The organism is Streptomyces sp. NBC_00433 (assembly GCA_036015235.1).
Lineage (GTDB): Bacteria > Actinomycetota > Actinomycetes > Streptomycetales > Streptomycetaceae > Actinacidiphila.
This window is the reverse complement of the sequence record CP107926.1, coordinates 4,817,368-4,843,634: the sequence shown is the minus strand read 5'-3', so window position 1 is coordinate 4,843,634 and position 26,267 is coordinate 4,817,368. Positions and strand designations below refer to the sequence as shown.

General features: G+C 67.5%; 19 protein-coding genes. 7 read left to right on the top strand and 12 right to left on the bottom strand.

Annotated features, from left to right (window positions below):
* Positions 1 to 118 precede the first annotated feature (118 nt).
* Together OG900_20565 and OG900_20560 are read left to right on the top strand one after the other, a co-directional pair.
* Positions 119 to 2,122 (top strand): AAA family ATPase, encoded by a 2,004-nt coding sequence (locus OG900_20565; GenBank protein WUH92267.1) that lies wholly within the window; start codon positions 119 to 121, stop codon positions 2,120 to 2,122.
* A 14-nt stretch (positions 2,123 to 2,136) separates the two neighbouring features.
* Positions 2,137 to 3,744 (top strand): UvrD-helicase domain-containing protein, encoded by a 1,608-nt coding sequence (locus OG900_20560; protein WUH92266.1) that lies wholly within the window; start codon positions 2,137 to 2,139, stop codon positions 3,742 to 3,744.
* A 33-nt stretch (positions 3,745 to 3,777) separates the two neighbouring features.
* Here OG900_20560 and OG900_20555 read toward each other — a convergent pair whose 3' ends face one another.
* The 10 genes from OG900_20555 to fxlM all read right to left on the bottom strand — a co-directional run bounded on the left by OG900_20555 (position 3,778) and on the right by fxlM (position 19,430).
* A complete protein-coding gene (locus OG900_20555) occupies positions 3,778 to 4,683 on the bottom strand; it encodes an LLM class flavin-dependent oxidoreductase (GenBank protein WUH92265.1) in 906 nt (301 codons plus the stop codon).
* Between the two features lie 74 nt (positions 4,684 to 4,757).
* On the bottom strand, positions 4,758 to 6,305 hold the full coding sequence (locus OG900_20550) for a type I restriction-modification system subunit M (protein ID WUH92264.1): 1,548 nt from the start codon (positions 6,303 to 6,305) through the stop codon (positions 4,758 to 4,760).
* Entirely contained in the window at positions 6,302 to 7,789 is a 1,488-nt protein-coding gene (locus tag OG900_20545; protein ID WUH92263.1) for a restriction endonuclease subunit S, read from the bottom strand. Before OG900_20545 ends, OG900_20550 begins: the two co-directional genes overlap by 4 nt.
* Positions 7,786 to 11,451 carry a DEAD/DEAH box helicase family protein gene (locus OG900_20540; protein WUH92262.1) on the bottom strand — a complete coding sequence of 1,222 codons (3,666 nt, stop codon included), beginning with the start codon at positions 11,449 to 11,451 and terminating at the stop codon, positions 7,786 to 7,788. Before OG900_20540 ends, OG900_20545 begins: the two co-directional genes overlap by 4 nt.
* A 114-nt stretch (positions 11,452 to 11,565) precedes the next feature.
* Entirely contained in the window at positions 11,566 to 12,414 is an 849-nt protein-coding gene (locus tag OG900_20535) for a hypothetical protein (protein WUH92261.1), read from the bottom strand.
* Positions 12,414 to 13,412, bottom strand: coding sequence for a thiopeptide-type bacteriocin biosynthesis protein (locus tag OG900_20530; protein WUH92260.1), 999 nt, complete (start codon positions 13,410 to 13,412; stop codon positions 12,414 to 12,416). Before OG900_20530 ends, OG900_20535 begins: the two co-directional genes overlap by 1 nt.
* Positions 13,413 to 13,445: 33 nt before the next feature.
* Positions 13,446 to 14,720, bottom strand: a complete 1,275-nt coding sequence (locus OG900_20525) for a lanthionine synthetase C family protein (GenBank protein ID WUH92259.1) — start codon at positions 14,718 to 14,720, stop codon at positions 13,446 to 13,448.
* Positions 14,717 to 17,761, bottom strand: a complete 3,045-nt coding sequence (locus OG900_20520; GenBank protein ID WUH92258.1) for a lantibiotic dehydratase — start codon at positions 17,759 to 17,761, stop codon at positions 14,717 to 14,719. The genes OG900_20525 and OG900_20520 overlap by 4 nt, the downstream gene beginning before the upstream one ends.
* Positions 17,762 to 17,958: 197 nt before the next feature.
* Positions 17,959 to 18,129 carry an FxLD family lanthipeptide gene (locus OG900_20515; protein ID WUH92257.1) on the bottom strand — a complete coding sequence of 57 codons (171 nt, stop codon included), beginning with the start codon at positions 18,127 to 18,129 and terminating at the stop codon, positions 17,959 to 17,961.
* 5 nt (positions 18,130 to 18,134) lie between these two features.
* Positions 18,135 to 19,430, bottom strand: coding sequence for a methyltransferase, FxLD system (fxlM, locus tag OG900_20510; GenBank protein WUH92256.1), 1,296 nt, complete (start codon positions 19,428 to 19,430; stop codon positions 18,135 to 18,137).
* A gap of 358 nt (positions 19,431 to 19,788) precedes the next feature.
* Here fxlM and OG900_20505 point away from each other — a divergent pair, with 358 nt between their 5' ends.
* The 5 genes from OG900_20505 to OG900_20485 all read left to right on the top strand — a co-directional run bounded on the left by OG900_20505 (position 19,789) and on the right by OG900_20485 (position 23,861).
* Positions 19,789 to 20,925 (top strand): helix-turn-helix domain-containing protein, encoded by a 1,137-nt coding sequence (locus OG900_20505; protein ID WUH92255.1) that lies wholly within the window; start codon positions 19,789 to 19,791, stop codon positions 20,923 to 20,925.
* Between the two features lie 89 nt (positions 20,926 to 21,014).
* The gene (locus tag OG900_20500; protein ID WUH95854.1) at positions 21,015 to 22,235 is read left to right on the top strand and encodes a helix-turn-helix domain-containing protein; all 1,221 of its coding nucleotides are present in this window, start codon (positions 21,015 to 21,017) and stop codon (positions 22,233 to 22,235) included.
* A gap of 152 nt (positions 22,236 to 22,387) precedes the next feature.
* Positions 22,388 to 23,047 carry a hypothetical protein gene (locus tag OG900_20495; GenBank protein WUH92254.1) on the top strand — a complete coding sequence of 220 codons (660 nt, stop codon included), beginning with the start codon at positions 22,388 to 22,390 and terminating at the stop codon, positions 23,045 to 23,047.
* Complete coding sequence (locus tag OG900_20490) at positions 23,044 to 23,598, top strand: hypothetical protein (protein ID WUH92253.1); 555 nt, start codon at positions 23,044 to 23,046, stop codon at positions 23,596 to 23,598. Before OG900_20495 ends, OG900_20490 begins: the two co-directional genes overlap by 4 nt.
* 2 nt (positions 23,599 to 23,600) lie before the next feature.
* On the top strand, positions 23,601 to 23,861 hold the full coding sequence (locus OG900_20485; protein WUH92252.1) for a helix-turn-helix domain-containing protein: 261 nt from the start codon (positions 23,601 to 23,603) through the stop codon (positions 23,859 to 23,861).
* Here OG900_20485 and OG900_20480 read toward each other — a convergent pair.
* Positions 23,836 to 25,557, bottom strand: a complete 1,722-nt coding sequence (locus tag OG900_20480) for a mobilization protein (protein WUH92251.1) — start codon at positions 25,555 to 25,557, stop codon at positions 23,836 to 23,838. The genes OG900_20485 and OG900_20480 overlap by 26 nt on opposite strands.
* Positions 25,554 to 25,853: a MobC family plasmid mobilization relaxosome protein gene (locus OG900_20475; GenBank protein WUH92250.1), complete on the bottom strand. Its 300-nt coding sequence runs from the start codon at positions 25,851 to 25,853 to the stop codon at positions 25,554 to 25,556. Before OG900_20475 ends, OG900_20480 begins: the two co-directional genes overlap by 4 nt.
* Positions 25,854 to 26,267 lie beyond the last annotated feature (414 nt).

Sequence of the window (26,267 nt, the reverse complement as noted above, 5' to 3'; positions counted from 1 at the left end):
CATTGCCCACCTTGAGCCAAGTGGGGATCTCCGCCCGTCCCATGTCAGATACTGCTCTGGCTCTCGGTAGTCGCACGCTGATGTCGCCCCGGGGGTTGGGAACGATGTCGGGAGTGCGATGCAGCTGACCCATGCCAAGATGATCAACTTCCGTGCGTTGGAGAGCGTGGATGTCCGGGTTGACCCGAAGGCCACCCTCATCGTCGGGCGCAACAACAGCGGCAAGACGTCGTTCGTCAATCTCTTCGAGAAGTTCTTCGGCGAGGAAGACACAAGGTTCGTCCTGGAGGACTTCTCCACCTGCCGTATCGCCGACATCGAGCAGGCACGGCAGATCTTCGGTGAGGCCCAGGCACACGCGGCCCGCGGCGACACGGGGACGAGTGAGGACCTATTGGCCAAGGCGTACGATCTCGTTCCCTCCATCCGATTGGTCCTCACAATCGAGTACACAGAGGAGGAGGACCTCGCACCTCTCACGGCTGTAATCCTCGACCTGGACGACACCTGCTTCGAGGTCAAGATCGAGGCGGCGCTGGAGGCTGCCCGTCCCCACGACTTTCTCAGAGACTTCTGGTCGGCCAGCCAACGGGAGCCGTTCGACCGCGTCAAGTGGCTCCGCAAGAGCTTCTCGGACTACTTCACCCCGGCCTATCGCGCGGTCAGCCCCCTCGACGGGAGCATCCGCAAGGACGTCAAGCGCGGCACCGCGGCGTCCATCCTGTCGGTCAAGTTCGTCTACGCGCAGACCAAGGTGGACGACACGCCGGGCGACAAGACCCGTACCCTGTCGAAGACTTTCGAGGCCTACTACAAGGTCAACAGCGGTAATGAAGATCGCCACCAGAGCATTGAGCAGATCGAGACCGCTCTGGCATCCGCCTCCAAGCAGCTCGATGAAAACTACGCCACGCTGTTCAATCCGATCTTCGAGGATCTGCGCACCTTCGGAGTGGGCACCATCACTCCCGTCCAGAAACCGCGCATCGTCTCCCTAATTGAGGCCTCAGGAATCCTGCGCGACAGTACACGGATCCAGTACCCGTCCGGCGATGACGGATTCCACCTTCCCGAAGGCCACAATGGGCTTGGCTACAGCAAACTGATCTTCACGATCCTCCAGGTGATCAGCTTCCACCAAACCTACGAACGCACGACGCCCAAGCCAGCGCTGCAAGTGCTGTTCATTGAGGAACCGGAAGCCCATCTGCATCCTCAGATGCAAGAGACGTTCATCAAGAACATCCAGGACTTCATCGACCGCAAGACGGGATGGAAAGTGCAGGTGATCATCACCACGCACTCCTCCCATATCGTCGCCAGCAGCGGATTCCACACCGTCCGCTACTTCGACCGTTCCGAGCCGCAGCTCACCGTCAAGGACCTGTCGACCTTCCAGGCCAACGTCAAGGCCACTCCGCAAGGTGACGAGACCCTACGCTTCCTGCGGCAGTACATGGTCTTGCACCGGTGCGACATGTTCTTCGCCGACAAGGTGATCCTCATCGAGGGCACTACGGAACGCTTGCTCCTACCGGAGATGGCAAGGCGGTGCGCGAAGGAACTTCTGCACCAGTACGTGTCGGTCATCGAGGTCGGCGACGCCTACGCCCTCCGCTTCCGCGAATTGCTCGCATTCCTGAACGTCAAGACACTCGTGATCACCGATATCGACTCCGTGTGTCCCAGGCACCGCGCGGCCTGTCCTCCCGGCCACGGGCAGACCGTCACTGCCAACTCGACGCTCAAGAACTGGCTGCCCGAAAAGTCCACAATCACCGAACTACTCGCCACGGACCCAGCCGAAAAACAGCAGGGCCACGTCCGAGTTGCCTACCAGATTCCCGAAAGAGACTCGGGAGCATGCGCTCGAAGCTTCGAGGACGCCTTCATCATCGCCAACGCAGAGCCCCTCGCCCGCGACTTCCGCCAGCTTGCTTTGAAGTCGGCCTTCGTCAAGGAGGTCGGGGCCGACCCCACCGCCGACGACATCGAAGTCAGGGCCTACGACATAGCCCAGCATCTCAGCGACCACAAGACCGACTTCGCCTTCGACGTCATGCTCCTGGAGGACTGGACCGTTCCACGTTACATAGCCGAAGGACTGCAGTGGCTCGCCTAGACACCCTCGAAGCGGTGACCACAGAACTCGAGGCCCGACGTAGCTTCCTCGTCGAAGCTGGGGCTGGCGCTGGCAAGACAACTACCCTAGTCAACGCCCTTCGACACCTTCTGGTCAGTCATCGCGCAGGCATGGAGAAACACGGCCGGCGGATCGCCTGCATCACTTACACGAACGTTGCCAAAGACAAAATCCTTCAACGCATCGCTGCGGACCCCCTCGTCGACGTCGGCACCATCCATGAATTCCTCTGGAATGCCATCCAGCCCTATCAACGCGAACTCTGGCAACAGATCCTCGAATACAACAAGGCTCTAGCCAAGCCCGAAGACCTCGATGATGTCACCGCTCTCCCTGTCATCGAGTACTCCGACCGCGGGCGCAGACTCAGCGAGGGACGCATCTCCCACGACGACGTCATCGCGCTGTCGCTTCGCCTCGCCGGAGCGCATCCCAAACTCATACGCATCATTGCCAGCCAGTACCCGGTCGTCTTCGTCGACGAGTATCAAGACACTTCGCCCAAGACGATCGAGCTGCTGTTGGACCACCTGGCGGGCGCGGGCCGCGAGAAATGCGTGATTGGCCTCTTCGGCGACTCTATGCAGAAGATCTACCCTTCCGGCGTTGGATCGGTGGAACGCCCCGACCTCACCAAGATCACCAAACACGAGAACTATCGGTGCTCACCTCCAGTCGTCGAAGTTCTCAATCTGATACGTCCCGAGCTCATCCAGGAAGCCGTGGGCATGCAACAAACCGGTGAGGTCCACCTCTTTCTCAACACTGCGATCCCTGCGGGCCACCAGCGACTGGCCACGGCTGAAGCCACGCTTGCTCAGCACGGCTGGACGCGGGAGAACTCCAAATACCTCTTCCTCACCCACCGCGGTATTGCCGGCACCCTGGAGTACGCCAACCTCTTGGAGCAGTACAGGAGTCTGAGCCGCTATGGCCCTGACGATCTCATGGCACGCAACGAGCCCTACATCCAGTACCTAACACGCGTGGAGACTCTGTCCGTGGCATTCCAAGCCAAGGACTTCGCGGAGCTGACGAGGTTACTTGACGGGGGAAGGACACGGGTCACCCGGCACGCGCACAAACGCACCATCAGCGAGGCAATCCGCACGCTCGACGCCATACGCATGACCGGTACCATCGGCGATGTCCTTGACTTAATGGCCGACGGCCACCTACTGGCTATGCCACGAAAACTCAAGGACCTCGAGCGCCAGCGGACCGCAACCGAACTTAATGAGCGCGACCAGCGGCGCGCGGACTTCTCGAACAACCTGCGCAACGTGTCCTACCGGGAGGTCATTAGCGTCACTCATTTCATCGACGAACTCACCCCCTTCTCGACCCAACACGGGGTCAAGGGTGACGAGTTCGAGAACGTCCTCGTCGTGATCGACGACAGCGCCTGGACGAGATACAGCATCGGCAAGTTGCTCGCTGGCACCGACAAGGCTGACCGCGCCGAACGGTCACGCAACCTGTTCTACGTGTGCTGCTCACGGGCCAAGCGCGGCCTCGCCGTCGTATTCGTCAGCGGTCTCCCGGAAGGAGCGGAACCCACGCTTCGTGCCTGGTTCGCTTCAGGGACCGTCCACCTGTGAGACGCGCTGGCCCATGAACAACGTCGGCCAAGGTTAGATGCCCAGTTGCTCAGGGGCTTCGATGGCGATGCGTTCGAAGGTGGCGTGGTCGTAGGCGAAGTCGGAGTCCGGGATGGGCCAGTGCATGACGATCTCGGTGATGCCAGCCTCGGCGTGTCGGCCGGCGAAGTCGACGAATGCGTCCAGGGACTCGAAGGGCGTGGCGCGGTCGGGGGTGAAACCGGTGAGGAGGATCTTGGGGACGCTGTCGGGTGCCCGGGTGGCGTCACGGAGGGCGGCCGAAAGGCGCTCAACTTGGCCGCGGATGGCAGCCAGTGACTCCTCGGGGGTGCCGCTCTCGTATAGGGCGGGGTCGCCGGTAGTCACCCAGGCTCGGCCGTAGCGGGCGGCGAGCCGCATGCCGCGCGGACCGGTCGCGGCCACGGCGAATGGTAGGCGCGGGGTCTGCACGCAGCCGGGGATGTTGCGGGCCTCGACGGCGGAGTAGTAGCTGCCGTTGAAGGTGATGTCGCCCTGGCTCAACAACCCGTCGAGGAGTTCCACGAACTCGGCGAAGCGATCGGCCCTCTCCTTCGGCGTCCAGGGCTGTTGCCCGAGCACTGTGGCGTCGAACCCGGTGCCTCCGGCCCCGATTCCGAGCGTCACCCGGCCTCCGCTGACGTCGTCGAGCGTCATCAGCTCCTTGGCCAGCGGAACAGGGTGCCGGAAGTTAGGTGACGTAACGAGGGTCCCCAGCCGGATGCTGTCGGTCACGCCGGCGGCGGCGGTCAGTGTCGGAATCGCTCCGAACCATGTCCGGTCCCGGAAAGGCACCCGCCAGGACAGGTGGTCGTAGGTGTAGGCGGCGTGGAAGCCCAACTCTTCGGCTCCCTGCCACACCTTCCGCCCCTCGGCCCAGGGGTAGATCGGCAGGATCACGGTGCTCAGACGCAGACTCATGCCCGGGAGCTTACGGCTGTCTGGAGCTGCCTGGCCGTGCATTTGCGCGTGGCTTCCCTCGGTTGGAAGAGCTATCACTCGTCGATGGACGACGCCGCTTCTTCGGTGTGTCCAGCCCTCGCCCGCTGAAGTGTCTCGGCGATGGCGGCGAATTCATCTAGCGCGGCCTGGAGGTCTTCGACGATTTCGGCGGCCAGGACCTCGGGCGCGGGGAGGTTGTCGGCGTCATCGAGGCTCGGGTCGCGGAGCCATGTGATGTCGAGGTTCGCCTTGTCGCGGGCGATCAGCTCGTCGTACGTGTACGCCTTGAACCGCTCGGTCTCCACACGCTTGGAGCGGTCGTCGTCAGGGCGGTAGCACTGCACGAAGTCCTCAAGGTGGGCCCGGGTGAGAGGGGTCTGCTTGAGAGTGAAGTGTTGGGCGGTACGGAAGTCGTAAACCCACAGTTTCTCAGTCCACGGCTGGTTGGGACGGGCCGGCTTGCGCTCGAAGAACAGCACATTCGCCTTGACGCCGCCCGCGTAGAAGATGCCGGTAGGCAGGCGGAGCAGCGTGTGCACGTCGTACTCGTTGAGCAGGCGCCGGCGGATGGTCTCCCCCGCACCTCCCTCGAAGAGCACGTTGTCGGGGACGACGACTGCGGCGCGGCCGTGGATCTCCAATAGAGACGCGATGTGTTGGACGAAGTTGAGCTGCTTGTTGGTCGTGGTGACCCAGAAGTCGCGTCGCTCGTAGGCAATCGCCTCGCGGGCGGCAGAGCCGTCATCCCCGTACACGGTGATGGACGACTTCTTGCCGAAGGGCGGATTGGCCAGGATCAGGCTCGCCCGCTTGTCCGGTGGCGCGGCGAGGGCGTCCCGGGTGCGGACCAGGGCAGGTCCGGTGGGGTGGCCGATGCCGTGCAGGAAGAGATTCATCGCGGCGAGGCGTGCGGTGTTACGGACGAGTTCGGTGCCCCAGATGCCGCGACTGCTGAGGTGCTTACGCTGTTCTGGGGTAAGCCGGTTGCCGTACTCCTGGAAGATGTACTCGGCGGCAGCGAGGAGGAAGCCGCCGGTACCGCAGGCGGGGTCGGTGATCGTGTCGTCCGGTGCAGGACGTACGCAGTCGATGATCGCCTGGATCAGCGGGCGAGGTGTGAAGTACTGGCCCGCACCTGACTTGACGTCCTCCGCGCCTCGGGACAGCAGCTCCTCGTAGGCGTCGCCCTTGATGTCAGTCTTCTGGCCGGACCACTCCTCCTTGTCGATCAAGTCCTTGACCAGGCGCTTGAGCTTGGCGGGGTCGTGGATGCGGTTCCGGGCTCCGTTGAAGATCAGGTGGAAGGTGGTGTCCTTACGCTGGTTGCCAAGATCTTCCAGAAGTTCTGCGTACGCTGTTTCGAGAGCAGCGCCATTGTTCTTTAGCAGCTCGGGCCAGCCGCGGTTCTCCCACACCGGACCCTCGGGCATGATCTGCTCGCGGAACATCGGCGGACGGGACTGCGCCTCGTGGGTCATCTTCAGGAACACGAGGAGCGTCAGCTGCTCGACGTAGTCGATCGTGGAGACACCGTCGTCTCGCAGGACGTGGCAGTAGCTCCAGAGCTTGTCGACAAGCCGACGGGCCTCGGTCGTGGTCACGAGGTGATCTCCAGGTCAAGGGTGGGCTGGGTGGCGACGGTCAAGGGCGGGCGGCCGGTTGGGGGTGGAGGGTGCGCGGCCGGAGATGCGGCCGTGCCCGATGCATTACTGCGCTGAGCGGGCGTGCGGCGGGGGCTTCCGTGCTGCGACTTGCGCGTTTCCCTCGCAGTCTCCTGCGCGGCCCGGATACGCGCGAGCAGCACCTCGGCTGGCTCGTCGGCGGGGTCCTGGGGGACGAGGCGGCCGGCGAAGGCTTCGGCGAGGAGTGAGCGGCGGAGGGTTGTGGATTTCGCCTGGTATGCGCCGGCGGTCGCGGCTGCGTGCGTAGCCTGCTCAACCACTTGGGAAACAGCTCGGACCGTCTGCCGCTGGATCTCCAGATCAGGAAGTGGGAGGGGGGTGTTGAGAATTGTTTCTTGATCGATTTTCGGCATCGATCCGGCCAATCCTTTAGCCTCGGACCGAAAATATTGACGAGCCTGGGGTGCGCTCAGTACAAGCTGAGCGAAATGAGGGTCAAGACGATCAGAAGTTCTTACCCGGATCAGCAAGTCGGGAAAAATGGCCCAGTTGTCTGACCCCTCATAGAGAGCAGAAGTTCCCACCAGATCCGGCGTGTTGGAACGCTGAACGAGGACGTCTCCCGATCTCAGCCAAAGACTGGAGATGCGCTTCGGGTCGGCAGCGGTTAGCTTTGTGTAGGAATTATTAAAAACTCCCTTGGTAACGGCCGTAAGAGTAAGAATGCGCACAGTGCCCTCAGCTGCAGCTCGCGCGGAGTGGCCGTTGCGCAAAGGTTCTCCGATCTCCTCGCCGAGCGTAGTACTAGGGTATCGGTCTGACAAATCTCGGACCGCGCGAGCCTTCACTGCATGAATCAGTGTGCCCGCGGTCCGCACGACTCTAGCGGCATTGCCGATGGCCGCATCAAGCCGCGAGAGTTGTTCTTCGAGGGCGGCAACGATGCGCCGCTGTTCTTCCAACGGCGGCAGCAGGCAATTCAATTCACCGAGGACCCGCTGTGAGATATTCCGCATAGAGTCCTTCGTCCCGGTGGCCTGCTTGGAAATCTGAGACCGAATTACGGGAGACGAAAGAAGATACGCCAACCATTCTCGATCGATCCCTTTGGCTGGGATAAGCCGAAGGCTCTTGTCACTAAGAAGCAGTCGCGGTCGACATTTGCGCACGAGCACGGAAGCTCCCACGTAAGCCGCGGTGTTGGCTCGACTTAGCAGAATATCCCCGGGCTGGATCTCATAATCGGGATTGAATGCGAATCCTATGGGAACGGCCTTATTCTCGGCCTCATCGAATTCGCCCCATGTCATCGCACTGACCTTGATAACACCCCACTCGTCAGACAAAGCCGGACGGGGTTCACAGGTGTAGGACTTACCTGCCTCGATCCTGGCGAAAAGATCGCCGAGCCGGACACGCGCCCACCCCTTCGGCAGTTCCGAAGGAATTCCACCCGCACTCACGCACCCAACTCCCGTCCCATCTCATCCAAGATCTCAGCGGCGCGCTCGGCTCCGAAGTCCCGCAGGAAGCCGTCCACGCCGCCGCGCTCGATGAAGGGTACGTCCTTGAGGTGGTCCGGCTCGATCGCCGCGTCCGTCGCAATCACGTCCACGATCCGGTCTAGCCACCACGCCTGGTCCGGAGTGAAGGATGCGCCCGCCTGTTCCTGTTGGGCTCGCCAAGCCACATACCGTTCCTCCACGAGGGTGCGGTAGGGACGTACTTCCTGGTCGAGCCCCAGTTCGTACCGCAGCAGCCCGATCAGGTCGACCACGCCGGCCGTGCCCCTCGGCCGCGCGCTCGCCTTGCCTAGCTGCACGTACGCGTCGTACAGCCGTGACGGTGTCCACTGGAACGGGGGACGCTCGATGCGGCGGGCGAGGTCGCGGAGGCGGCGGTAGACCTCTTTGGGGTCGCGACGCTCGCTGAAGGCGATATTGAAGGCGGCGATCTCGTCCTGGTGGTCCTTCAAGTACTGCTGCCAGGACGTCACGCGGCGGATGGCCAATTCATCGGCCGTGATGCCGCGGGCCTCCAGTACGTCGTCCACGCTCACCTCGTCGATGACGATGTCGTGCGCGCGACGCATCGACATCAGTCGGTCGCGCAGTTCGCTGTTGGACGCGACCGGCTTCAGGGCTTCGAGCATGTCCTGGCGGACCTGTTCCTGGCCGCCGATGCGGCGGGCCCGCTCCTGCTGGTCCGGGTCGACCGAGCGCACCAGGCCGCCGACGATCTCCTGTAGTGGCTGGCCGGCGAGTTCTTCGATCTCCGTGCGCTCATCGGTACTGAGCTGGCGGTCGAGCCGGGCCAGGCGGCCCGCCAGCGTGGCGACCTCGTCCTCGGTCAGGGCGAGGCCAGCGGTCTTGGCCATCAGCCGGTCCAACGGGATCTTCCGCTCCGAAATGCGGTTGAGTGGGCGCGCGTCCACGCGGGGCGAGTCCGTGACGCCGACCGCGTCGACGATCACAAACCGTTCCTTCACTTCGGCATCAGGAGTGACCGCCTGGAACTCCGCTGCGTCGATGGTCCGCGAACCGCGGCCCTTCATTTGCTCGAAGTAGGCCCAGCTCTTCACGTCGCGCAGGAAAAAGACGCACTCCAGCGGCGGGATGTCCGTCCCTGTGGCGATCATGTCCACTGTCACGGCGATGCGCAGTTCGGGGCTGTTGCGGAATGCCTTGATCAGCTCGGCCGGTCGCTTCGCCGCATGTGTGATCTTCGTACAGAAGTCGTCGCCTCCGCTCTCGCCGAAGACCAGCCGCACCATCTGGACGATCTCGTCGGCGTGGTTGTCGTCCACGGCGAAGATCAGCGTCTTGGGTACGTGAGTACGGGCACGCTGCGCGTCTCCCTCGCCCAGCGGCGGGAAGATGTCCGTGAACAAATGCTTGCGGAAGGTCTCGATGACGGATTTCAGCTGCCCCTTGCTGATCACCTGTCGGCCCAGCTGGGACGCCTTCCACTCCAGGTCCTCCTCCAGTTCCTGGTAGCGCTCCCGCCGCGTCTTCCGCTCGCGCATGGGCACGACCGTCTCCGCGGGGATCGTGCCGCCGTTCTCACCGAGCTCCGTACGGATGCGGAAGACGTCGAAGTCCACGTTGACACCGTCGGCGACGGCTTCCTCGTACGGGTACTCGCTGACCAGGTTCTGGAAGAAGAAACCAAAGGTCTGCGCGACGGGAGTGGCGGTCAGCCCGACGAGGTGGGCGTCGAAGTACTCCAGTACCGCGCGCCACTTGCCGTAAATGGAGCGGTGGCATTCGTCGATGACGATCATGTCGAAGGACTCTGGCGGCAGGTCCGGGTTGTAGCCGACCTCCACCGGTTCTTTGACGAGGTCGTAGCGGTCCAGGGCTTCTGTGTTGTCGTCGGCGCTCGGCACGGGGCGACCGGTCAGGGCGAGCCACATCCGTTGCACGGTGGAGACCACCACGTGTGCGGAGCCGAGGACGGTGTCTCCTCCGAGTCGCTGTACGACGTACAGCTCAGTGAACTTGCGACCGTCGTCAGGGGTGTCGTAGTTGTCGTACTCCGTGACGGCCTGGGTCCCGAGGTTGTTGCGGTCCACGAGGAACAGCACTCGCTTGGCACCAGCGTGCTTGAGGAGCCGGTAGCTCTCGCTGACCACCGTGTATGTCTTGCCGGCGCCGGTCGCCATCTGGATCAGGGCGCGCGGGTCATCCTTGGCCAGCGAGCGTTCCAGGCCGACGATCGCCTTCCCCTGTGCCGGTCGCAGTGGACCGGGATCGAGGAAGGTCTGCGGCAGACGACGCATCCGCGCGCGCAGGGTGGGTGCGGTGGGATCGCCTTCGGCTTCCTCGATCCAGCGCGCGATCGTGTCCGGACGGTGCACTGCGAAGACGTCCCGCGTGCGCGGAGTGGGGTCGAGCGCGTTGTGGAAACGGACGGTGTTGCCGTCGGCGACATAGCGGAAGGGCAGGCTGGCCCGCCACGCGCTGAGCTGCTGGCTGCGCGTGAGACCGGTGGCGTACCGGGCGGCCTGATGCATGGCGGCCTCCAGGTCGGCACCCTCCCGCTTCGCCTCTATAACGCCCGCCAGTCGCTGGTCGACGTAAAGGAGGTAGTCGGCGCGGCCAGCGGCGGTGGACACCTCGCGGACTGCGACGCCCCGACCAGCGAAGAGGTTCTTGGCGCTGTCGTCCTGGACGATCCAGCCCGCCTTCTCCATGATCCGATCGAGTTCCGTGCGCACCTGGGCCTCGCTCATGGGCGGGCGGGCGGCCTTCTGGGCGTGCGCGATGAACTCGTCCCGCTGCGAGGCCCCGCCCAGCGGCTCGGCAACTGTTCGGTATTCAAGAGCTGGAGCTGTCAGCTCGGTGATCTGGTCGCTTAGTTCGGCGACCACGTCGTGCAGGGCGGCGCGCTCCGCTTCCGCCTTTGCGAGTTCGGCCTCAGCCTGTACCCGGGCCGCCTGCTCACGCTCCAGCCTGCTCTGCCGGCCGTCGTAGTTGAGCCGCGCCTCCTCCAGACGCCGACGGTAGGCGTCGAGTTCGGTCCGGAGCTGTTCCAGCTCCTGCTGATCGGCGGCGGTGACGGGTACGGGTGCGGCGGAGGGCGGCGCGGGAGCCAGGAAAACCCGGTGCGTGGTGTCCGACGGGGTGAGGGAACGGTGCAGCCAGTCGCCGAGCCGGAAGCAAGCCTCCACGGCTTGGAGTGCAGCGCGAACGTTCGCGTAGTACTCGTGCACTGCCCGGTTGCCCGTGGTCCGGATCGCCTCGAACCAGGCGCGTACCTGAGGCACGAGAACGCCGGCGCTGGTCAGGGCGTTGAGTCGGTCGTACTGCTTGTTGCTGGGCACGGTGACGTTGACCAGCGTGAGCAGGTGGCGGGCCATGACCTCGCCGAAGAGGCGGGACTTCATCATGGCCGCGTGCGGGTCGGTGTGGATGTACGACTCCGCCGCGCAGCCCAGCGTCACCAGCAGAGGATCGTGCTCGATGAGGCAGCCGAAGTTGGCTGAGCCCGCCGCCAACGAGGCGACCTTCTCTCCTTCGTCACCCTGTCCGAAGTTGGCCGACGACGTCACCATGCTGTTCCCCCAGCACCTCATTCGATGAGCAAAGCCTTGCAGGCTTTCATGGAGGGATCCAATGCGCAAGGGACTGTGTTGAGGCAGATGCTTCCAGGCTTGCTGGGGCAGGTTTCCGAAAGTTGCCCCATTCCATCGCGCGCTTCGGCCCCTCATGATCTGCCCATGCCTGTCGCAGGCCGGTCAGGGAGGGAGTGGACGGCCCAGCACGTGGGCGGCGCGGGTGCGGAGGGCGTGGCGGAGGCGTAAGTCCGCGCTGGTGTGGAGGAGTTGTGTGATCACGACCAGCTCCGCGTGGCGGCCAGCGGAGGTGGCGAGGAGGTGGGCGAATTCGTGGCGGATACGAGCGGTCACGGGTGGGACCAGGAGGCTGTGGGTGTGGAGGACCGCGGCGTCGTAGCCCGTGGGGGCGAGGCCCCAGCCTTCCCAGTCGAGGATGCGGAGGGTGGGGGCGCAGAGGTTGGCGAAGTGGAGATCCCCGTGGGCGGTGGACCAGGAGGGCGCCTCTGTGGTGACGGGGGTGCCCAGGTAGCGGGGCATCGCGCGGTCGAGGAACGGCTGGTGGACGGAGAGGCGTCTCGTCGGGACTGCCGCGATGTGGGTGAGGGCGGCGGCCAGCGTCGTCCACCACGTGGGCGGGAGGTCGGGTGCCGTCATCAGGGTAGGGGTGGGTGAGACGGGTTGCTCCGGCTCGTGGTCGTAGAGCTCGGCGCGGTAGCTCCACGGGCCGTCGGTCCAGTCGTGGGTGTCGCGTAGGCGGGGGCGCGGTACGGACAACGGCAGGGATCTCTCGGCTTCGAGTGAGCCGTTCCAGAAGGTGGCGTTGACCCGCTCGGTCAGCGAGCCGGCAAGACGAAGCCAGGCCCGGCCGTCGGAAGCAGTCACCGCGCGGCTGTACGTACGGCCCTGCCAGCCCCACACCTCCGGCGAGGAAGAAGCCGAGTCGGGGCGGACGTCCAAGGCGGTGCAGGCGCTCCCGTGGGCGGTGCGCATGCGCTCGATCACGGCCGGGTCGTCAGGCTGCGCATACATCACGAATCCGAAGAGTGCATCACCGTGTCGCGGGCGGCTCGCGCGAGGATGGCCTGGGTTCGGCCGGGGAGACCGAGGCGGTTCCAGTGGAAGATCACGTGGTGCGCGAGGACATCTCGCAGGCCGCGTTCCAGGGTGCCGTCGTGAGCGGCGCGGCCGAGGGCCTGGCCGGCGGTGGTGAAGGCGGTTGTCCACGGCGCCGCGAAGAGCAGAGGGTGGCTGCCGGCGAAGATCGGGCTGGCGAGGCTGGTGTCCGCGGTCATCAGACGGCGGAGGCTCGCGGCCAGCTCGTGCAGTCGGTCGATGGGCGTGTCCGCGGGGAGAGGGCGCAGCCGGGCCACCCGGTGCCAGACATCGCCCTGCTCGTGCCACTCCTGCCCGGCGCCGTGGAACAGCGCACTGCACAGCAGCACCGACAGCTCGCGGCGACCGATCGCGGGACCAGTTCCAGCCGCGCCGCTCTGCTCGCGCACGTAGTCGAGGACAGCGCTGCTGTCGGCGGCGAAGAGAGCGTGGGCAGTCTCCATGCCTTGGAGTCCGCCGAACGCGAGGGCTTCCGGTTCGTAGAGGGTCTCCCACCATCGGCTCACTCGCCCCGCCGCGGTGAGGCTGTCCAGGGTCTCGGTGACAGCGGCCCTTGTATCGGCGAGAGCAGTTCCGGGAGTGGGGCGACAACGAAGCCGCCAGCACGGGGCCTTGCGGATGAACCACCAGGACCCGACCGCAGGGGCGAGCTGGTGCAGGTGTGGGCCGAGGTGGTCGGCGCCGGTCCGCTCGGCGGCAGCCCAGTCGGGGAACTCGATGTGCACCTGGTAACAACAGGCGCCCGGCGCCTGGGCGTCGAGAGCTGCCGCTCCGGCTGCTTGGTACACCTCGACGGCGTCGGCCAGGTCGGCGGCGACCATGCCGAAACGGGCGGCTGCCCGCTCAAGAGGTGCACCGGCCAGCACAGCCAGCACGCCTTCCACCGCTGCGTTCGGCGAGGCGAGTGCATCCACGAGCGTCAGCTCCTCATTCGGTCTGGAGGAAGGTCAGTTGATCAGGAGGCACGCATCCCACGACGCGATCGGCGGCCCGCCGCGAGCGGCCGTCTGGAGGGCGAGGGCAAGGCCGGCGGTGCCCTCCAAAAGCCCGTCGGGCTCAGCGGTCCTTGCGCCTCGGCCGTCCCGCCCGACCCGCTCGTATGGTTCAGTTCGGACGCACGAAACGAGGTGGTCCGCCAACCGCGGCAAGCACCTGCGGAGCTCGGGCGTACGAGCGTCCTGGGCGGCACGCCAAGCCGTCTGGTAGACGCCGGCCCAGCCGTGGCAGAGGCCGCCGTCCGTGATGCGGGCGAGTTGTGCCGGGTCGGACAGGCACCGGGCGAGCGCGGACTCGGCAATCTCCTGGCGGGCGACGTCATGGGTGGCGATCGCGGCGAGCTGCTGGGCTCGGGTGATGCCGGGAGTCCCGTAGCACCAGCTCGGCCGGAGCGGGCCGCGCTGCCGCGGACGTCCGGCACACAGCTCGTCGCGGCTCACCCACTGCGGCCACCACGGTCCGGTGTCGGCGTCCTGCCGCCAGGTGTCCAGCCAGGCGCAGATGGTTGCGATGGCTTCGCGCTGCCCGTTCACGGTGATTCCCCGGCGTAGGGCTTGAGCGAGCAGCGCGAGCGGTCCCGTAACGCCGTGCGCGATGCCCAGGTTGGCGTGGCCACCGGCGAAGTCCGGGGAGCAGTGCCTTCGGTACGGATCATGGCCGACCCACCAGCCGGGCAGCACGGTTCTGTCGACCCGCAAGGGTGTGGTCAGAGCGACCAGGTATCGAAGGACGCGTCCCAGCGCATCGCCACCGGGGTCGCGTTGTAGCAGCTGCACGCCAATGCCGGTCAGGCCGTGCAGCAGGTCGTACTCGGCGAAGTCGGCGAACGCACTTCTGTCGATGCGGGCGAGGGCGGCATCGACGCGGCGGTGAACGAGCTTGCTGACATGACGGTCGAGGGCGGCCAAGGCACTCCCGTAACGGGCGATGCCGTCGGCCTGTGCCGCTTGGAGGCCGTACGCGACAGCCGGGGCGCCGAAGTGGAGGCCGCTGTCGTCGGCGGCGCTGACTCCGTCGCGAGCTGAGGCGGTCACCCAGGCATGCGCGGACTGCCAACTGCCGGTGCCACGGTGCGCGCGTTCGATGTGCACGAGCGCTGTCCCGGCGGCGCCCTGGTGGAGGGACTGCGCGAGCCATGCGCGGTCGGCCGACAGCGTCGGAGGCGTGGCCAGACGGCTGGCAAGAGCCTGCGCGGCGGCGGCAGCGGAAGGGCTCGGGGCGATCACGGGGAAGTCCGGAGGCTACGGGCGATCAGGCGTGACGCGGCGGCGCGGGCGAGTCGGTTGGTGACGCGTTCGCGCTCAGGATCGGCGACCAGGGCGCGGACATGGTGCAGGTGGAGGAGTGACCTCAGGACGGAGAGCGGATCGTCCCATTGAGAAGCGAGTTGCTCGCGATAGGCAGTCAGAGCGGTGTTCCGTCGCTCCCAGGCCAGCAGGACTCGCTCCCCGCCAGGTTGACTCCGCAGGGCCGCCCACTCGCCGCTCGGGTCTGCGAGCCGAAATGTCGCGTCCCGCAGGGCGGTGTCAACTCGGCCGTGCTCCTGCGGCAGCTCGGTGGTCAGTAGACGCAGGCCTTCCGCGCTCGTCGCGGCGTAGGAGGACGCCAGGTCGACGAGTCCCGCTGCGGTGACGGCCTCGGCAGGTATACCGGTGCGCACGGCCAGCTCGATCTGGGTGAGGGCGGCGGTGGAGTCGGCGGCGAACACGCTCTCGGCGGCCGTCATCGCCGTGCCATGCCCGTAGCGACCGGTCTGGGGGCGATAGCCGGCTAACTCAATGCCGGGCACCAGGCCGTCGGCACGCAGGTCGGCAGCCCATGCGCCTACCCGGTCTGCGGCAGCGCCGTAGTGTCCGGGCGACGCCAACGGCACGTACAAAGCGAGGTGTTGCGCGCTGTCGGGCCGGGTGGTGTCGCGGTGCCTGGTGAACCACCACAGCGGCGGTTCGTCCCACCCGGCGAACAGTCGGGGCAGGTAGCCGGTCAGGATGTCGTTCTGGCGGTCAGGGTGCCCGTGGATGCGTACGTGGAGCCACGGGGAGGCGCTGGGCAGATGCTCGGCATCACGCCTGACCGGATTGGATACCGGGCGGGGACGACCGGCAGCGCCCCGGGGACGGGCGAGGCGCAACGGCAGAAGGAACTCGTGCGCACGACCGACCCAGGCGAGGTCGGCGGACGACGGGGCTTCGCGCAACTCGACGCCGCCCGTGCGGTCGAGGCGGGACCGCAGCAGCGCTCGATGCAGGGGACGGTCGAGGTCGAGGGGCAGTCGGAGGTCGACCTCGCACAGGACGACGGCGGCCGGCGCACGCAGTCGGCTGCGCCAAGCCGCCAGCGAGGCGTCCCAAACGGACGCCGACGCAGTACGCGGAGCAAGGTCGGTGGCGTTCAGGAGCCAGCGGGCCGGGGAGAGGACGGCTCGGCCGTGGCGCAGGCGAGGCAGATACGGCAGGCGAGACGCGGCGCCCCAGTCGAACGTCTGGTAGTTGGCGCAGCGTGCCGTGGTGATCTCGGAGAGGAAGCGAGCCAGAGGCGGCGTCGCGGCTCCAGCCTCCAGCGCGTGCAGGACGCGCGGCTCGACGAACCGGCCGGTCGAGAGCTGGACCAGGTGGAGCTGGCGGGCGTCCGCGCTGACCGCGAGGTCGTCCAAGGCGATGTGGTCGGAGTGGTCGGGGTCGCGGTGTTCGGCCAAGGGGATCGTCAGCGGCAGCAACTGCGGCGTACGTGCCACGTTCCCGCTGCGTCGTCGTCTCGGGGCGAACGACAGCTGGGCCGCGACCGTACCGGGGTCGTCGGTAGTCACCGCGGCGTAGGTGCGGCTCAGGCGTCTGCGGTCGGCTTCCGGCAGCACCTCGGCGAACCGTCCGGCCATGCTGCTCGCAGCCCGTGGGACCCCCGTGACCAGCAGTCGGAAGGCCCCGCGCCGTAGGGCGTCATCCGACTCCGCGTGAAGCTGGAAGGCGAGCTCAACTCGCGGGGGCGGCAGGATCTCCGTCGGATCCCCGACTGCGAGTTCCCGAATCGTCGCCTCGGTCAGCACGATCTCCTCGGCACCGTCGAACGCGACCTGCTGGACCAGAGAGAGGAGTGCCTCGTCGCGCGAGGTAAGCGGGCGTGGGGGCGTTTTCAGCGCGGAACCGAGATAGTCGGCGGGCAGGCCGAGCCCGCTGTCGGCCACCAGATCGACCACGGGAACGACAGCGCCGACGCCGTAGCGCTGCCGGAAGCGGACGTGGAAGTCCTTCCACCGGGGGTGACCGAACGGGTACGGAGTCAGGCGCAGGAGTGCGGAGGCTGCTATCTCCGCCTCGCGGACCACCGCTTCGGGCACGGTGATGTCGCAGTCGAGGCCCGTGTCGGCGACGAGCGGCTGCACCGCTGCGTCGGAGAGGGCCGTCATGCGCTCGGTCATCGCTGTGCGGATCCCTGCGGCTTCGGTGGGCGATGCCCTGTGGTGGTGGCCCATCGCGTCCCGGAGTGCGTGCAGTTCGCCCACCGTGCCTGCGACGCTCGGCAGTTCGTCCGCGTGGACAGCAGCCAACTCGCCGCACAGATGGCCCAAGGAGTCGGGAACGGTCATCGGGGCACGAAGGCTGGTGAGCAGGAATCCTTCGGTGACGAGCTGCGTGAGCAAGGTGTCGAGCTGAGCGGCGGACGCCTCTGGGTATTCGGCCGTCAGCCGCTTCCTCAGCAGGGCGTAGGGAAGGGGTTTGCGGGCCAGGTCGACCACGCCGCGAACCGGTCCGGTGCGACGGATCGACACTTCCGACGGGTCCGGCTCCCCAGATCGGCTTCCGGCGGCTCGACCGGGAACAACGAGCCTGCCACCGCGCGGGAACGCGGAGGCATTCGCGACCACCGGAAGCCGTTGCAGTAGCTCGGGGCAGCGCTCCAGCCGATCGATGACGCTGCCCAACCACTCCGCGTCCGTCCGGGCCACCACCTGATGATCGCTCCCCCAGCGTGCCTTCGGCTCGCCGCCGATCCGGGCCGCTGCCACGCCCGCGAAGAGACCGAACGGGGTGGGCCGGCCCTGCCAGCGCAGGAGGTACGAGGCCACGGAGTGGACGAGGCGGCGAGCCTGGCGGGCGTCCATCAGGCGGCCGGCTGCGGCCTCGCGGACCGCCACCGACAGGACCGGACTGGACATCTCGACCGCGCATCGGAACGCGTCCAGCCGCCACACCTCATCCAGCCACTGGGAAGCCCGCGCCAGCACCTCTTCGGGAGCGCCCTCCAGATCGGGGTCCGCCGGGAACGGCACCCCCTCCGGACAAGTCGTCGCCCGTATGAGGAGTACGTCGGCGTGCCGGTACAGCGGCCGGTCCCTCTTGCCCACCACGATCCCTCCGTCGAAGTAGTCGGCGTGCCGGGGTTCTCGCCGACGCCGCCCGCCGGGGACATCGGGGCTGCCGTCGCGCCGGGTCACGAGGACCGACGCGACGGCAACGGCTCAACGCGTCAGGCCGGATCGCCCACGTACGAGGTGCAGGCGGTGCCCGAGCATGTCGAGCCGCAGTTGTCGCTGGTGTCGCGCATCAGGTCGCGGACCGGCAGGCCGGCCTCGATGACGCGTACGTCGAGCTCGAACTCCATGTCGAACGCCGTGGCGCCCGTGGGAACTTCTGCCATGAGGGTCACTCCTTTTCGTCGGGGTGTTGCTCGCTGGCCTGGCCGGCTGACGGCAGGGCCGCAGGAGGCCAGGAGATGACGATGCGGACATGCCGCTTGGGGATGAGCCGCCCCTCCGGCAGACGCCCGTCGGCGTTGCCCACCGGGTGAGCGGTGATGCGCGGGCCGGGGCCGGCCCGGTGGTCGCGGTCCCAGACGCGGATCTGCGCGGCCAGCGACTCGGCGAGGACGGCGGCCTCCGGCCCGAAGCCGTGCGCGCCGAACTCGAATGTCGTCGTCCGGTCCGGTTCGTCCTGGCCCTCGTCGAGCTTCCGCAGCGCGAGGTAGGCGAACGAGCCGCCTTCGACCACTGCGGGGCAGGCCATGCGGTTCTGCGGCGCGACCAGGCCCGTGTCCAGCTTCGGGTCCACCGACAGCAGGCAGAAGCCGTCGAGAGCGGTGGCCAGCCACATCTGAAGCGTGTCGAACGGGACAGCGCGTCCGACCGTCACACCCGTCCAGACCTCGCTCCTCGGCGTGTTCAGCGCGCCGTTCAGGGCGCCCGGATCGGCCGACAGATCCTCGTCGAACCGCAGGCCGATCTCCTCACCGCGCAGGAGGAGCAGGCGTTCGCGATGCGCCCCGGCGCCCTGCATCGTCACGAAGCCGCAGATCTTCGCCGACCTGCTGACGAGATGGTCGCCCTCGCGGGCGAAGGTGATCGAGCGCGTCAGGCCGCGCATCCGCAGCGGAACGGTGAGGGTGCCGTTGCCTGCGAGTTGGGCGGTCCAGGCCGGCGGGATGTCCCAGGCGCCGACGGTCACGATCGTCCGGTCGTACGGGGCGTGTTCGGGGCAGCCGTCTTCGCCGTCACCCAGGACAACGCTCACCTGGTCGGCGTAGCCGGCTTCCGCGAGGCAGGCGCGGGCGCGGTCGGTGATGTCCGGGTCGATGTCGAGCGTCGTGACCTCGCCCTCCGTGCCGACCAGCTCCGCCATCAGCGCGGCGTTGTAACCGCCGGAACCGATCTCCAGGCAGCGCAAACCGGGCTGGAGTTCAGCCTGCTCCAGCATCACCGCCTGAACAGAAGGCGCGGACACCGAGCTGATCGTGGTCCCGTGTTCGTCCTTCTTGGCGACCACGACGCGGAAGGCGGAGTACGCCTCTTCCAGGGTGGCGCCAGGCGCGAAGGTATGCCTGGGCACCGTGCGGAACGCCGCCTCGACCTCCTTCGACACGATCGAGCCGGCGGCCACCAACTCCGTCACGAGCTTGCCCCGCAGTTCGGCGGCGCGGGTTGACTCGGCGGTCGCTTCAGTCACGTGCGGCATTCCCTTCTCAGAAGGTGCACGGCGGAATTCCGTGACACAACGTATCGGCGCTGTCGCCCTGGGGTGTTCACCGTCGTGAACATAGCCGCGACCGCCCGGACAGGGGCGAGATCCGGCCCTCACTACGCGCTTCCGCGCACGTCGGAGTACGCGGCCGTCACAGATGAGCGATACCCGAACTGGGAGGTCAGAGGCATGTCGTGCAGTCCGCGGAGGCACGGTTAGGGTGTCGCGCATCGGGCAGGGGCGCACCAGACAGGATGGCCGCCGGGGCAGTGTCATGTCCGGAAGACATCACGATCGGCGACGGGTGGAGGTGGCAGGCCTGGTGTGTGCGACCGGTACGGATATGAGTGCCGCCGCTGTCGTCAGTCCGATCGGCGCGGCGGTGGCGGCGTGGCGCGTGCGGCGCGGGCTTAGCCCGGTGGAACTGGCGGCACGGTCCGACCTCCCCCTCGAAATCGTGGATGACTTGGAGGCGGGCCGCACGTGGGTGGACCAGCGACGGGTCTGGGCCTCCCTCGCCGCTGCGCTGGGCGTGGACTCCGGCGAGTTGACCGGTCAGCCGTTTCCGCCGACGGGTTCCGAGCACGGGGAGGTGCGGGCCGTCGCACATCGTCTACGGAGGGTGCTGGCCGCGGTACCTCAGCAGTCTTCGGAACGTGCTCCAGGGTTGATGGAGGAGCGGGAACGCCTTCTGACGTCGGCTGTGGCTGCTGATCGCGCAGGGAACGATCACGGCCTGGCTGCCCTGGCACCGGAGTTGATCTGCACAGCCGAGCGCGCTGTGCGGGAAGCGAGAGGCGCGGCGCGGGAACGAGCAGTTGATCTGCGGTCACAGGGACACGCCGTCGTGGCGGGTCTGCTGCGACGGCTGGGCTACCGCGATCTGGCGTGGCTGGTGCTGCACCGGGCGCGGGCGACCGACCGCCAGGGGGTCGAGGCTGCGAGGTGTCTCGTGGCCGAGGAGATACGGCTGCTGCTGGATCTTGGTCTGCCGGAACAGGCACTGGGCTGTGCGGAGCGAAGTGGGCACGCCCGTGGCAGCGTTGAGATGTCGGTCCTTGCAGCGTTCGCTCACGCCGTGACCGGCCGGCCGGATCGGGCGGATATCGAGCTGGATGCCGCTGGCAGTGTTGCCCGAAACCCTGGCTCGCGCGCGGCCGTGACAGCTGCGCGGGTGACCGTCGCGCTGGAAGCAGCCGACATCGACGCGGCGAGCGGGTACGCCGCCCTCCTCGACCTGAACGAACTCGCCCCGGCGGACCGTGTCGCGTCGCTGGTGTGCTTGGCCGCGTCAGCCGCTCGCGGAAGCGCATTCACACGAGCCGCCGACCATCTGCTAGTGGCCGAGACGACGGCACCGTTGCGCTTCCGGCTCGACCCGTTCGCGAGGGAACTGATGGTGGCATTGCCACCCCGCCTCGCCGACCACGATCAGGCCGAGGCTGTCCGCGCGGTCGCGCGCCGGGCCGGACTGCTGTAGCCCGACGCCGATTCCGAGGCGGCATCGACGCGCTGTTACGGAACGCCTACGCTGAGGGCCGTACTTTTTACGGACGATGGATGACGGCGATGAGCGACGAGCGGGCACACGACATCGGGGTGAGATTGCGGTCCGCCCGGCGTCAACGCGGAATGTCACTGCGTACGTTGGCCGGCCTCTCAGGGCTGTCCACCGGGTTCCTGTCGATGGTCGAGAACGGGCAGCGGCACCTGGACCGCACGGGGCACATCACCGCCTTGGCCGACGCCCTTCAGATTGCCCCGACGGAGCTGACCGGGCAGGTGCTCGCACCGACCGACCCCGCCACCGCATCGGCCCACGAAGCGATCCCGGCACTCCGGCTGGCGTTGATGGGCGTCCATCACCGGCCCGCAGCGGGCTCACGCGGCCCGCTGGCAGCCAGGGTGGCGCAGGCCAACCGGCTCTACCACCGCTGCGAGTACGGTGTCCTCGCCCGCAAACTGCCGTCGCTACTGGGGGACCTGCACGCCGCCGTCGAGGGCGGCTCGCCGGATCAACGCCCAAGGTTGCTCAGACTGTTGGCAGACGCCTATCACCCGGCGTGCACGATGCTGCTCAAGTACCTCGGTTATCCGGATCTGGCCTACATCGCCGTCACTCGGGCCGACGAGGCCACCGCCGAACTCGATGATCCACTGCGCGACGCCCTCTCCGGCTTCTTCCACGCCCACGTGCTGATGTCAGCCGGCAGCCCCGACCTGGCGCTGGGCCAAGCCGACTCGGCCGCCGACACGGTGGAACACCACCTCGCCAGCCCCGACGCACACGCTCTCCTCGGCGAGCTGCACCTGATCCGAGCGACCTGCCTCACCCAGGACGTCCGCCGCTCGGGCGCCAACCGCACCAGCGAGGTCAACGCGCACCTGGCCGAAGCCGGCGACTTGGCCGCCCGTACCGGTGAGACCAAAGCCTGGCACCTCAACTTCGGACCTACGAACGTCGGTATTCACCACGTCAGCCTGAACACCGATCTCGGCCGCCACGGTCACGCTGTCGCCGCCTCGCGAGGAGTGCGGCCTCAAATTCTCGGCGCACCGGGTCGTGACGCCGCCTTCCACGCCGACCTCGGCCGGTCACTCGCCCACCTGCGCGGCCGGGACACCGACGCCGTGGCGGAACTCCTCACAGCCGAACGCACCGCCCCCCAGCGCATCCACGCGAACCCGATGGTCCGTGACACGGTCTCCGCGCTCCTGGACCGCCAATTGCCCTCCCGGACCGCTCGCGACGTGCGAGCGCTGGCTTACCGCATCGGCATCCAGGGCTGAGGAGATCGGTTTCGCCGTCCCCCGCGCGAGGGTTCACGAACGTGAACACTGCAGCCGGGACTGGCTCGTAGCGTCCTGTCGCACGCCAGGTGGACGAGCCACCTGCCTGCGAAGAATCGAGCCCAGCCATGCCCCATACGAAGGTGGACGGCTTGAGCCGCCCACGGTCCGGGCCACAGCATCGGCCCGCGGCGCCCGGCGTGCCCTACATCACCCGCTGGAGTGGTGAGACGAACAGCCCGATGCCGATGACCTACCGGCGAAGGGGCACCGGCATCGCGTACACCGATGAGCGGTCCTTCGACCGGGACGAGCACGGCGTGCTCTGGGCCAGGACGCCCTCGCAGCCGGGGCGGGGCCGCCCGCAGTACGGCAGCGTCCACCTCCTGCGCCAGCGGCTGGCGATGAGTGGACTGCGCTGCCAGATCTGCGGAGGCCCCGCCGACCGCAGTGCCGACGGCGTGCTGTGGCTGCTCGACGCCGACCCGGACGACCCCACACTTTGGAACGGCCAGGAACGCACCGCCCACCCCCCGGTCTGCATGCCCTGCGCCGTCCGCTCGACCTCCGCGTGCCCCCACCTCCGGCGTTCCTTCACGGTCCTCCGCGTCCGCGCTTTCAGCCCTTACGGAGTTCACGGCGCCTTGTACAGGCCCACTACCGGCCCGCCCCGGGCCGTCAACGCCGTCAGCCTCCCCTTCGGTGATCCGCGCATGCCCTGGATGCGCGCCGGCCAGTTGATCACGCGCCTGACCGAGTTCACGGTGGTGGACCTGGAAAGCGGGACCACAGGCGTAGGGGGTTCGCAATGACCACGTATCCGAACGAGACGACGCCGCCGTGCCTTACCGCGCCGGGCGCTGTTGCCCCCGTTGCTGTCGAAGCCCCAGGGCACTCGGTCGGCCGCCGGACGTGGACCGTCACGACGGACAGCGGGATCGCCGTCAGCGGGCATCTGCCTTACTGGGACGAGGGAGACCCGAGCGAGAGCGAGGTGCCTCTGGAACGCCTCGGTGTCGTGCTGAGCGACATCAACCATCATCGGGACGTCTCCGGCCGGTTCCTGGCCGTGGAGGTACCGGCTCGTGACGGCGAGCCCATGCGTACCGGTGAGCAGGTGCCGGTCTTTTGCGGTGCCATCGACTGCGACCCCTACGCACCGGCATCGGAGTGGCGGGTCCCGGTCTTCAACTTCTGCCTCGTCGACGACTACCGCGTGACGGCGCTCGACCCGGACGGTGTCGCCGAACTGGCCGCCGTGCTGCGGGAGCAGGCGGACGTGCTGGACAACCAAGTGCGTCCGGCCCTCGCCGAGGCCCGCCGGGACTGGGCCGAAAACTCCTCGACACCGCTTACGGAGTAGGGATGCCAGCACATACCCGGACTCGGCCCAGAAGGCTCTGCCAAGAGCCAGAGGCTGTCGCGTGGGCTCGCGAGAAGGCGGGCCTGACGAAGCGAGCGCTCGCGGACCTGGTCGGGATCTCCGAACAGCTCATGGGAGAGATCGAATCGGGCTGGCGCAGTGCCACGCCCGCCAATCTGATCAAGATCGCGGAAGCGCTGAACTGCCCGATCGTCGTCCTGGAACGCAAGCGCCGCGTCAACGGTGCCGACGTTGGTGGCTGACCTCGGTCGTGCTGGCAGGGGCTTGTTCGGACTTGCGACCCGCCTGCTGGCCTGTAGGTGGAGGTGGAGTTCGGCGTGTGGCGACGGTGCTGCGGGCTTGGGCGGCGCGTGCGCGGGGGCTGGGGGCAGGGTGTGCTGCCAGGCGTTGGAGGCGCCAGATCAGGATCTGGGCGGGTGAGTGGGCGTCGGTGAGGGCGCGTTGGTCGGCTGCCTGCTGAAGGAGGCGGGTGGGGTCGTGGCCGGCGGTTTCGGCGTCGGTGAGAGCGGTGGCGAGGGCCGGCCAGTGGGAGTCGTGAAGGATCTGCTCGGCATGGGCGGGGACGGTAAGGCGTATCCGCTGGGCATGACGGTCGGCATCCGACTGCGATGGGGTGCGGTGGGTGAGGGCGGCGAGTGGCGTGGCCACGACCTGGTCGTATGCAGCCTGAAGGTGGTTGAGCGTGCGGCGGGCGGCTTCGACCTGCTGGCCTTGGTGGCGGGCGGTCTGCCAGCGCTGGATTGCGATGAGGGCGAGGACGGCGGCGTCGAGGAACATTGCCAGTGCGGCACCGTCGCCGGTGGCGGGTTGACGGGCGATGGCGCGGACGGCGTTGCGGAGAGCTTGGGCATGTTGATGGTCGGCGCGTATACGCGAGCGGCTGGCGCGTTCGAAGTCGCTGGCTGCCTGCCGGAGATGGTGCCGGATCTCCTGAGGTGCCTTGAGGGGGAGAACGTCGAGGGCTTCGGCGAACGCGGTGATGTGGGCCTGGGAGGCCGGGTCGTCGTTCTGGTCGAGGTGGTGCGGGATGCGCTCGACGGCAGCGGTGGCCTGGTGCCACGGGTTGGGCCGGGGCGGGTCGGCCACCGGGGCAGGGCCGGTGGTGGTGAGGCGGTCGCGGATCTGCGGGTAGGACAGGTCGGGGGCGAGGGTGGAGCCGGAGAACCAGATGGGCTGGCCTTCGGCGTTGGTGTCGTCGTCGAGGGCGACTTTGTAACCGCGGATGTCTCCGGACGGGAAGCGCAGCAAGTCGACCTGCACGCCGCTGCCGGCCAGCAGGTGCAAGTACTCCTCGGGACTGGTGGACACGGCGACGACCGTGCGGGCAATCATCCGGAGCTGCTCTCGTGGGGTCCGCGAACTGCCCCTCCGGTGGGCCTTCTCCGTCTCCGCGCGGGTGGGGCGTTTGGCGGAGGTGCCGTCGCCGGGTGTGACGCGGCGGAGGCCGTAATCGATCTCGATCCGGCGGGCCTCGACTTGGGCGCGTTTGTAGGAGAAGGAGTCGCGGGGCTTGGTGCCGTCCTGGCGGACCTTGGTGGCCAGGATGTGGATGTGGTCGTCGGCATGACGCACGGCGATCCACCGGCAAGCGGCGTCGTCGCCCTCTGGCGCGATGCCAGTGGCGGCGACGATGCGGCGGGCGATGTCGGCCCACTGCTGGTCGATGAGGAGCGGGTCTTCCGGTGCGCTCCGGACCGAGCAGTGCCAGACGTGCTGGGCGGGGCGTTCGGCGGGGTCGATGGCTTGGACGGGCAGGTCGAGGTAGGCGGTGAGCTGCTTGAAGGTGGCCTGCGGGTCGCGAGCGGGGTCGGGGGCAAGGCCGTCACCGGAAGCGACGAGGTGGGGGTCGGTATGGGCTTCGTGGCCCCGGCCTGTGCTGTAGAGGTAGCCGATGGCGCCAGCGGTGTTCGAGCCGGGTTTATGGATGGATGGGATCATGCGCGTTCGGCCAGCTTCTGGGCGGCGGCCTCCAGCCGGGCGGCTACACGGCGAACATCGGCCAGGGCGGCTTCGGCGCCGACCGGGTCGCCGCCGGAGTTGAAGGCGCGGGCGATCTGATTGATGTTGTTGCCGATGCGGGCCAGGTCGGTGCGGGCGGCGATGAGTTCGCGGATGGTGCCGCGCAGGTCCAGCAGATTCGCCGCTATCCGGTTGATGTCCTCGGCCGCCGCGAGTGCGGCCTGAGCGATGAACTTCGCCAGGCTCGCACCGACGTGATCAGCGGCGGCTTTCACCGAGGCACGCTCGCCCGTGCTGAGGCGGACGCTGACGGCGGGGCGCTGCTTGTTCTGGCGGGTGCGGGTACGTCGCTGCGAGTGTGCGGGCGCTGGGCCGGTCTTCGGGGCGCCCTCAACCCCGGGCCCCGCACCGGTCGCCCCCCGGCGGCCGGTGTCCTGCGCCACCCCCGGGGCGCAGGAACGCGTGCAGGACGCTCCCCCGGCGGGGGAGTGTCCCAGCGCACAACTTGCTGCGCTTTTCGGCTGGGGCGGATTGGTTCCGTTGCGGATCGGGGCAGGCAACGAGTCGGGGACTTCGTTGCCGCGACGGTTGGCATCGTGGAAGTACGGCATGCGGTTCTCCAGGGCTGGGTCGAGCCACAAACGGAGATGCCGTGGGCCCGTAGGAGTGCACTTCGTGGTGGGTGGCAG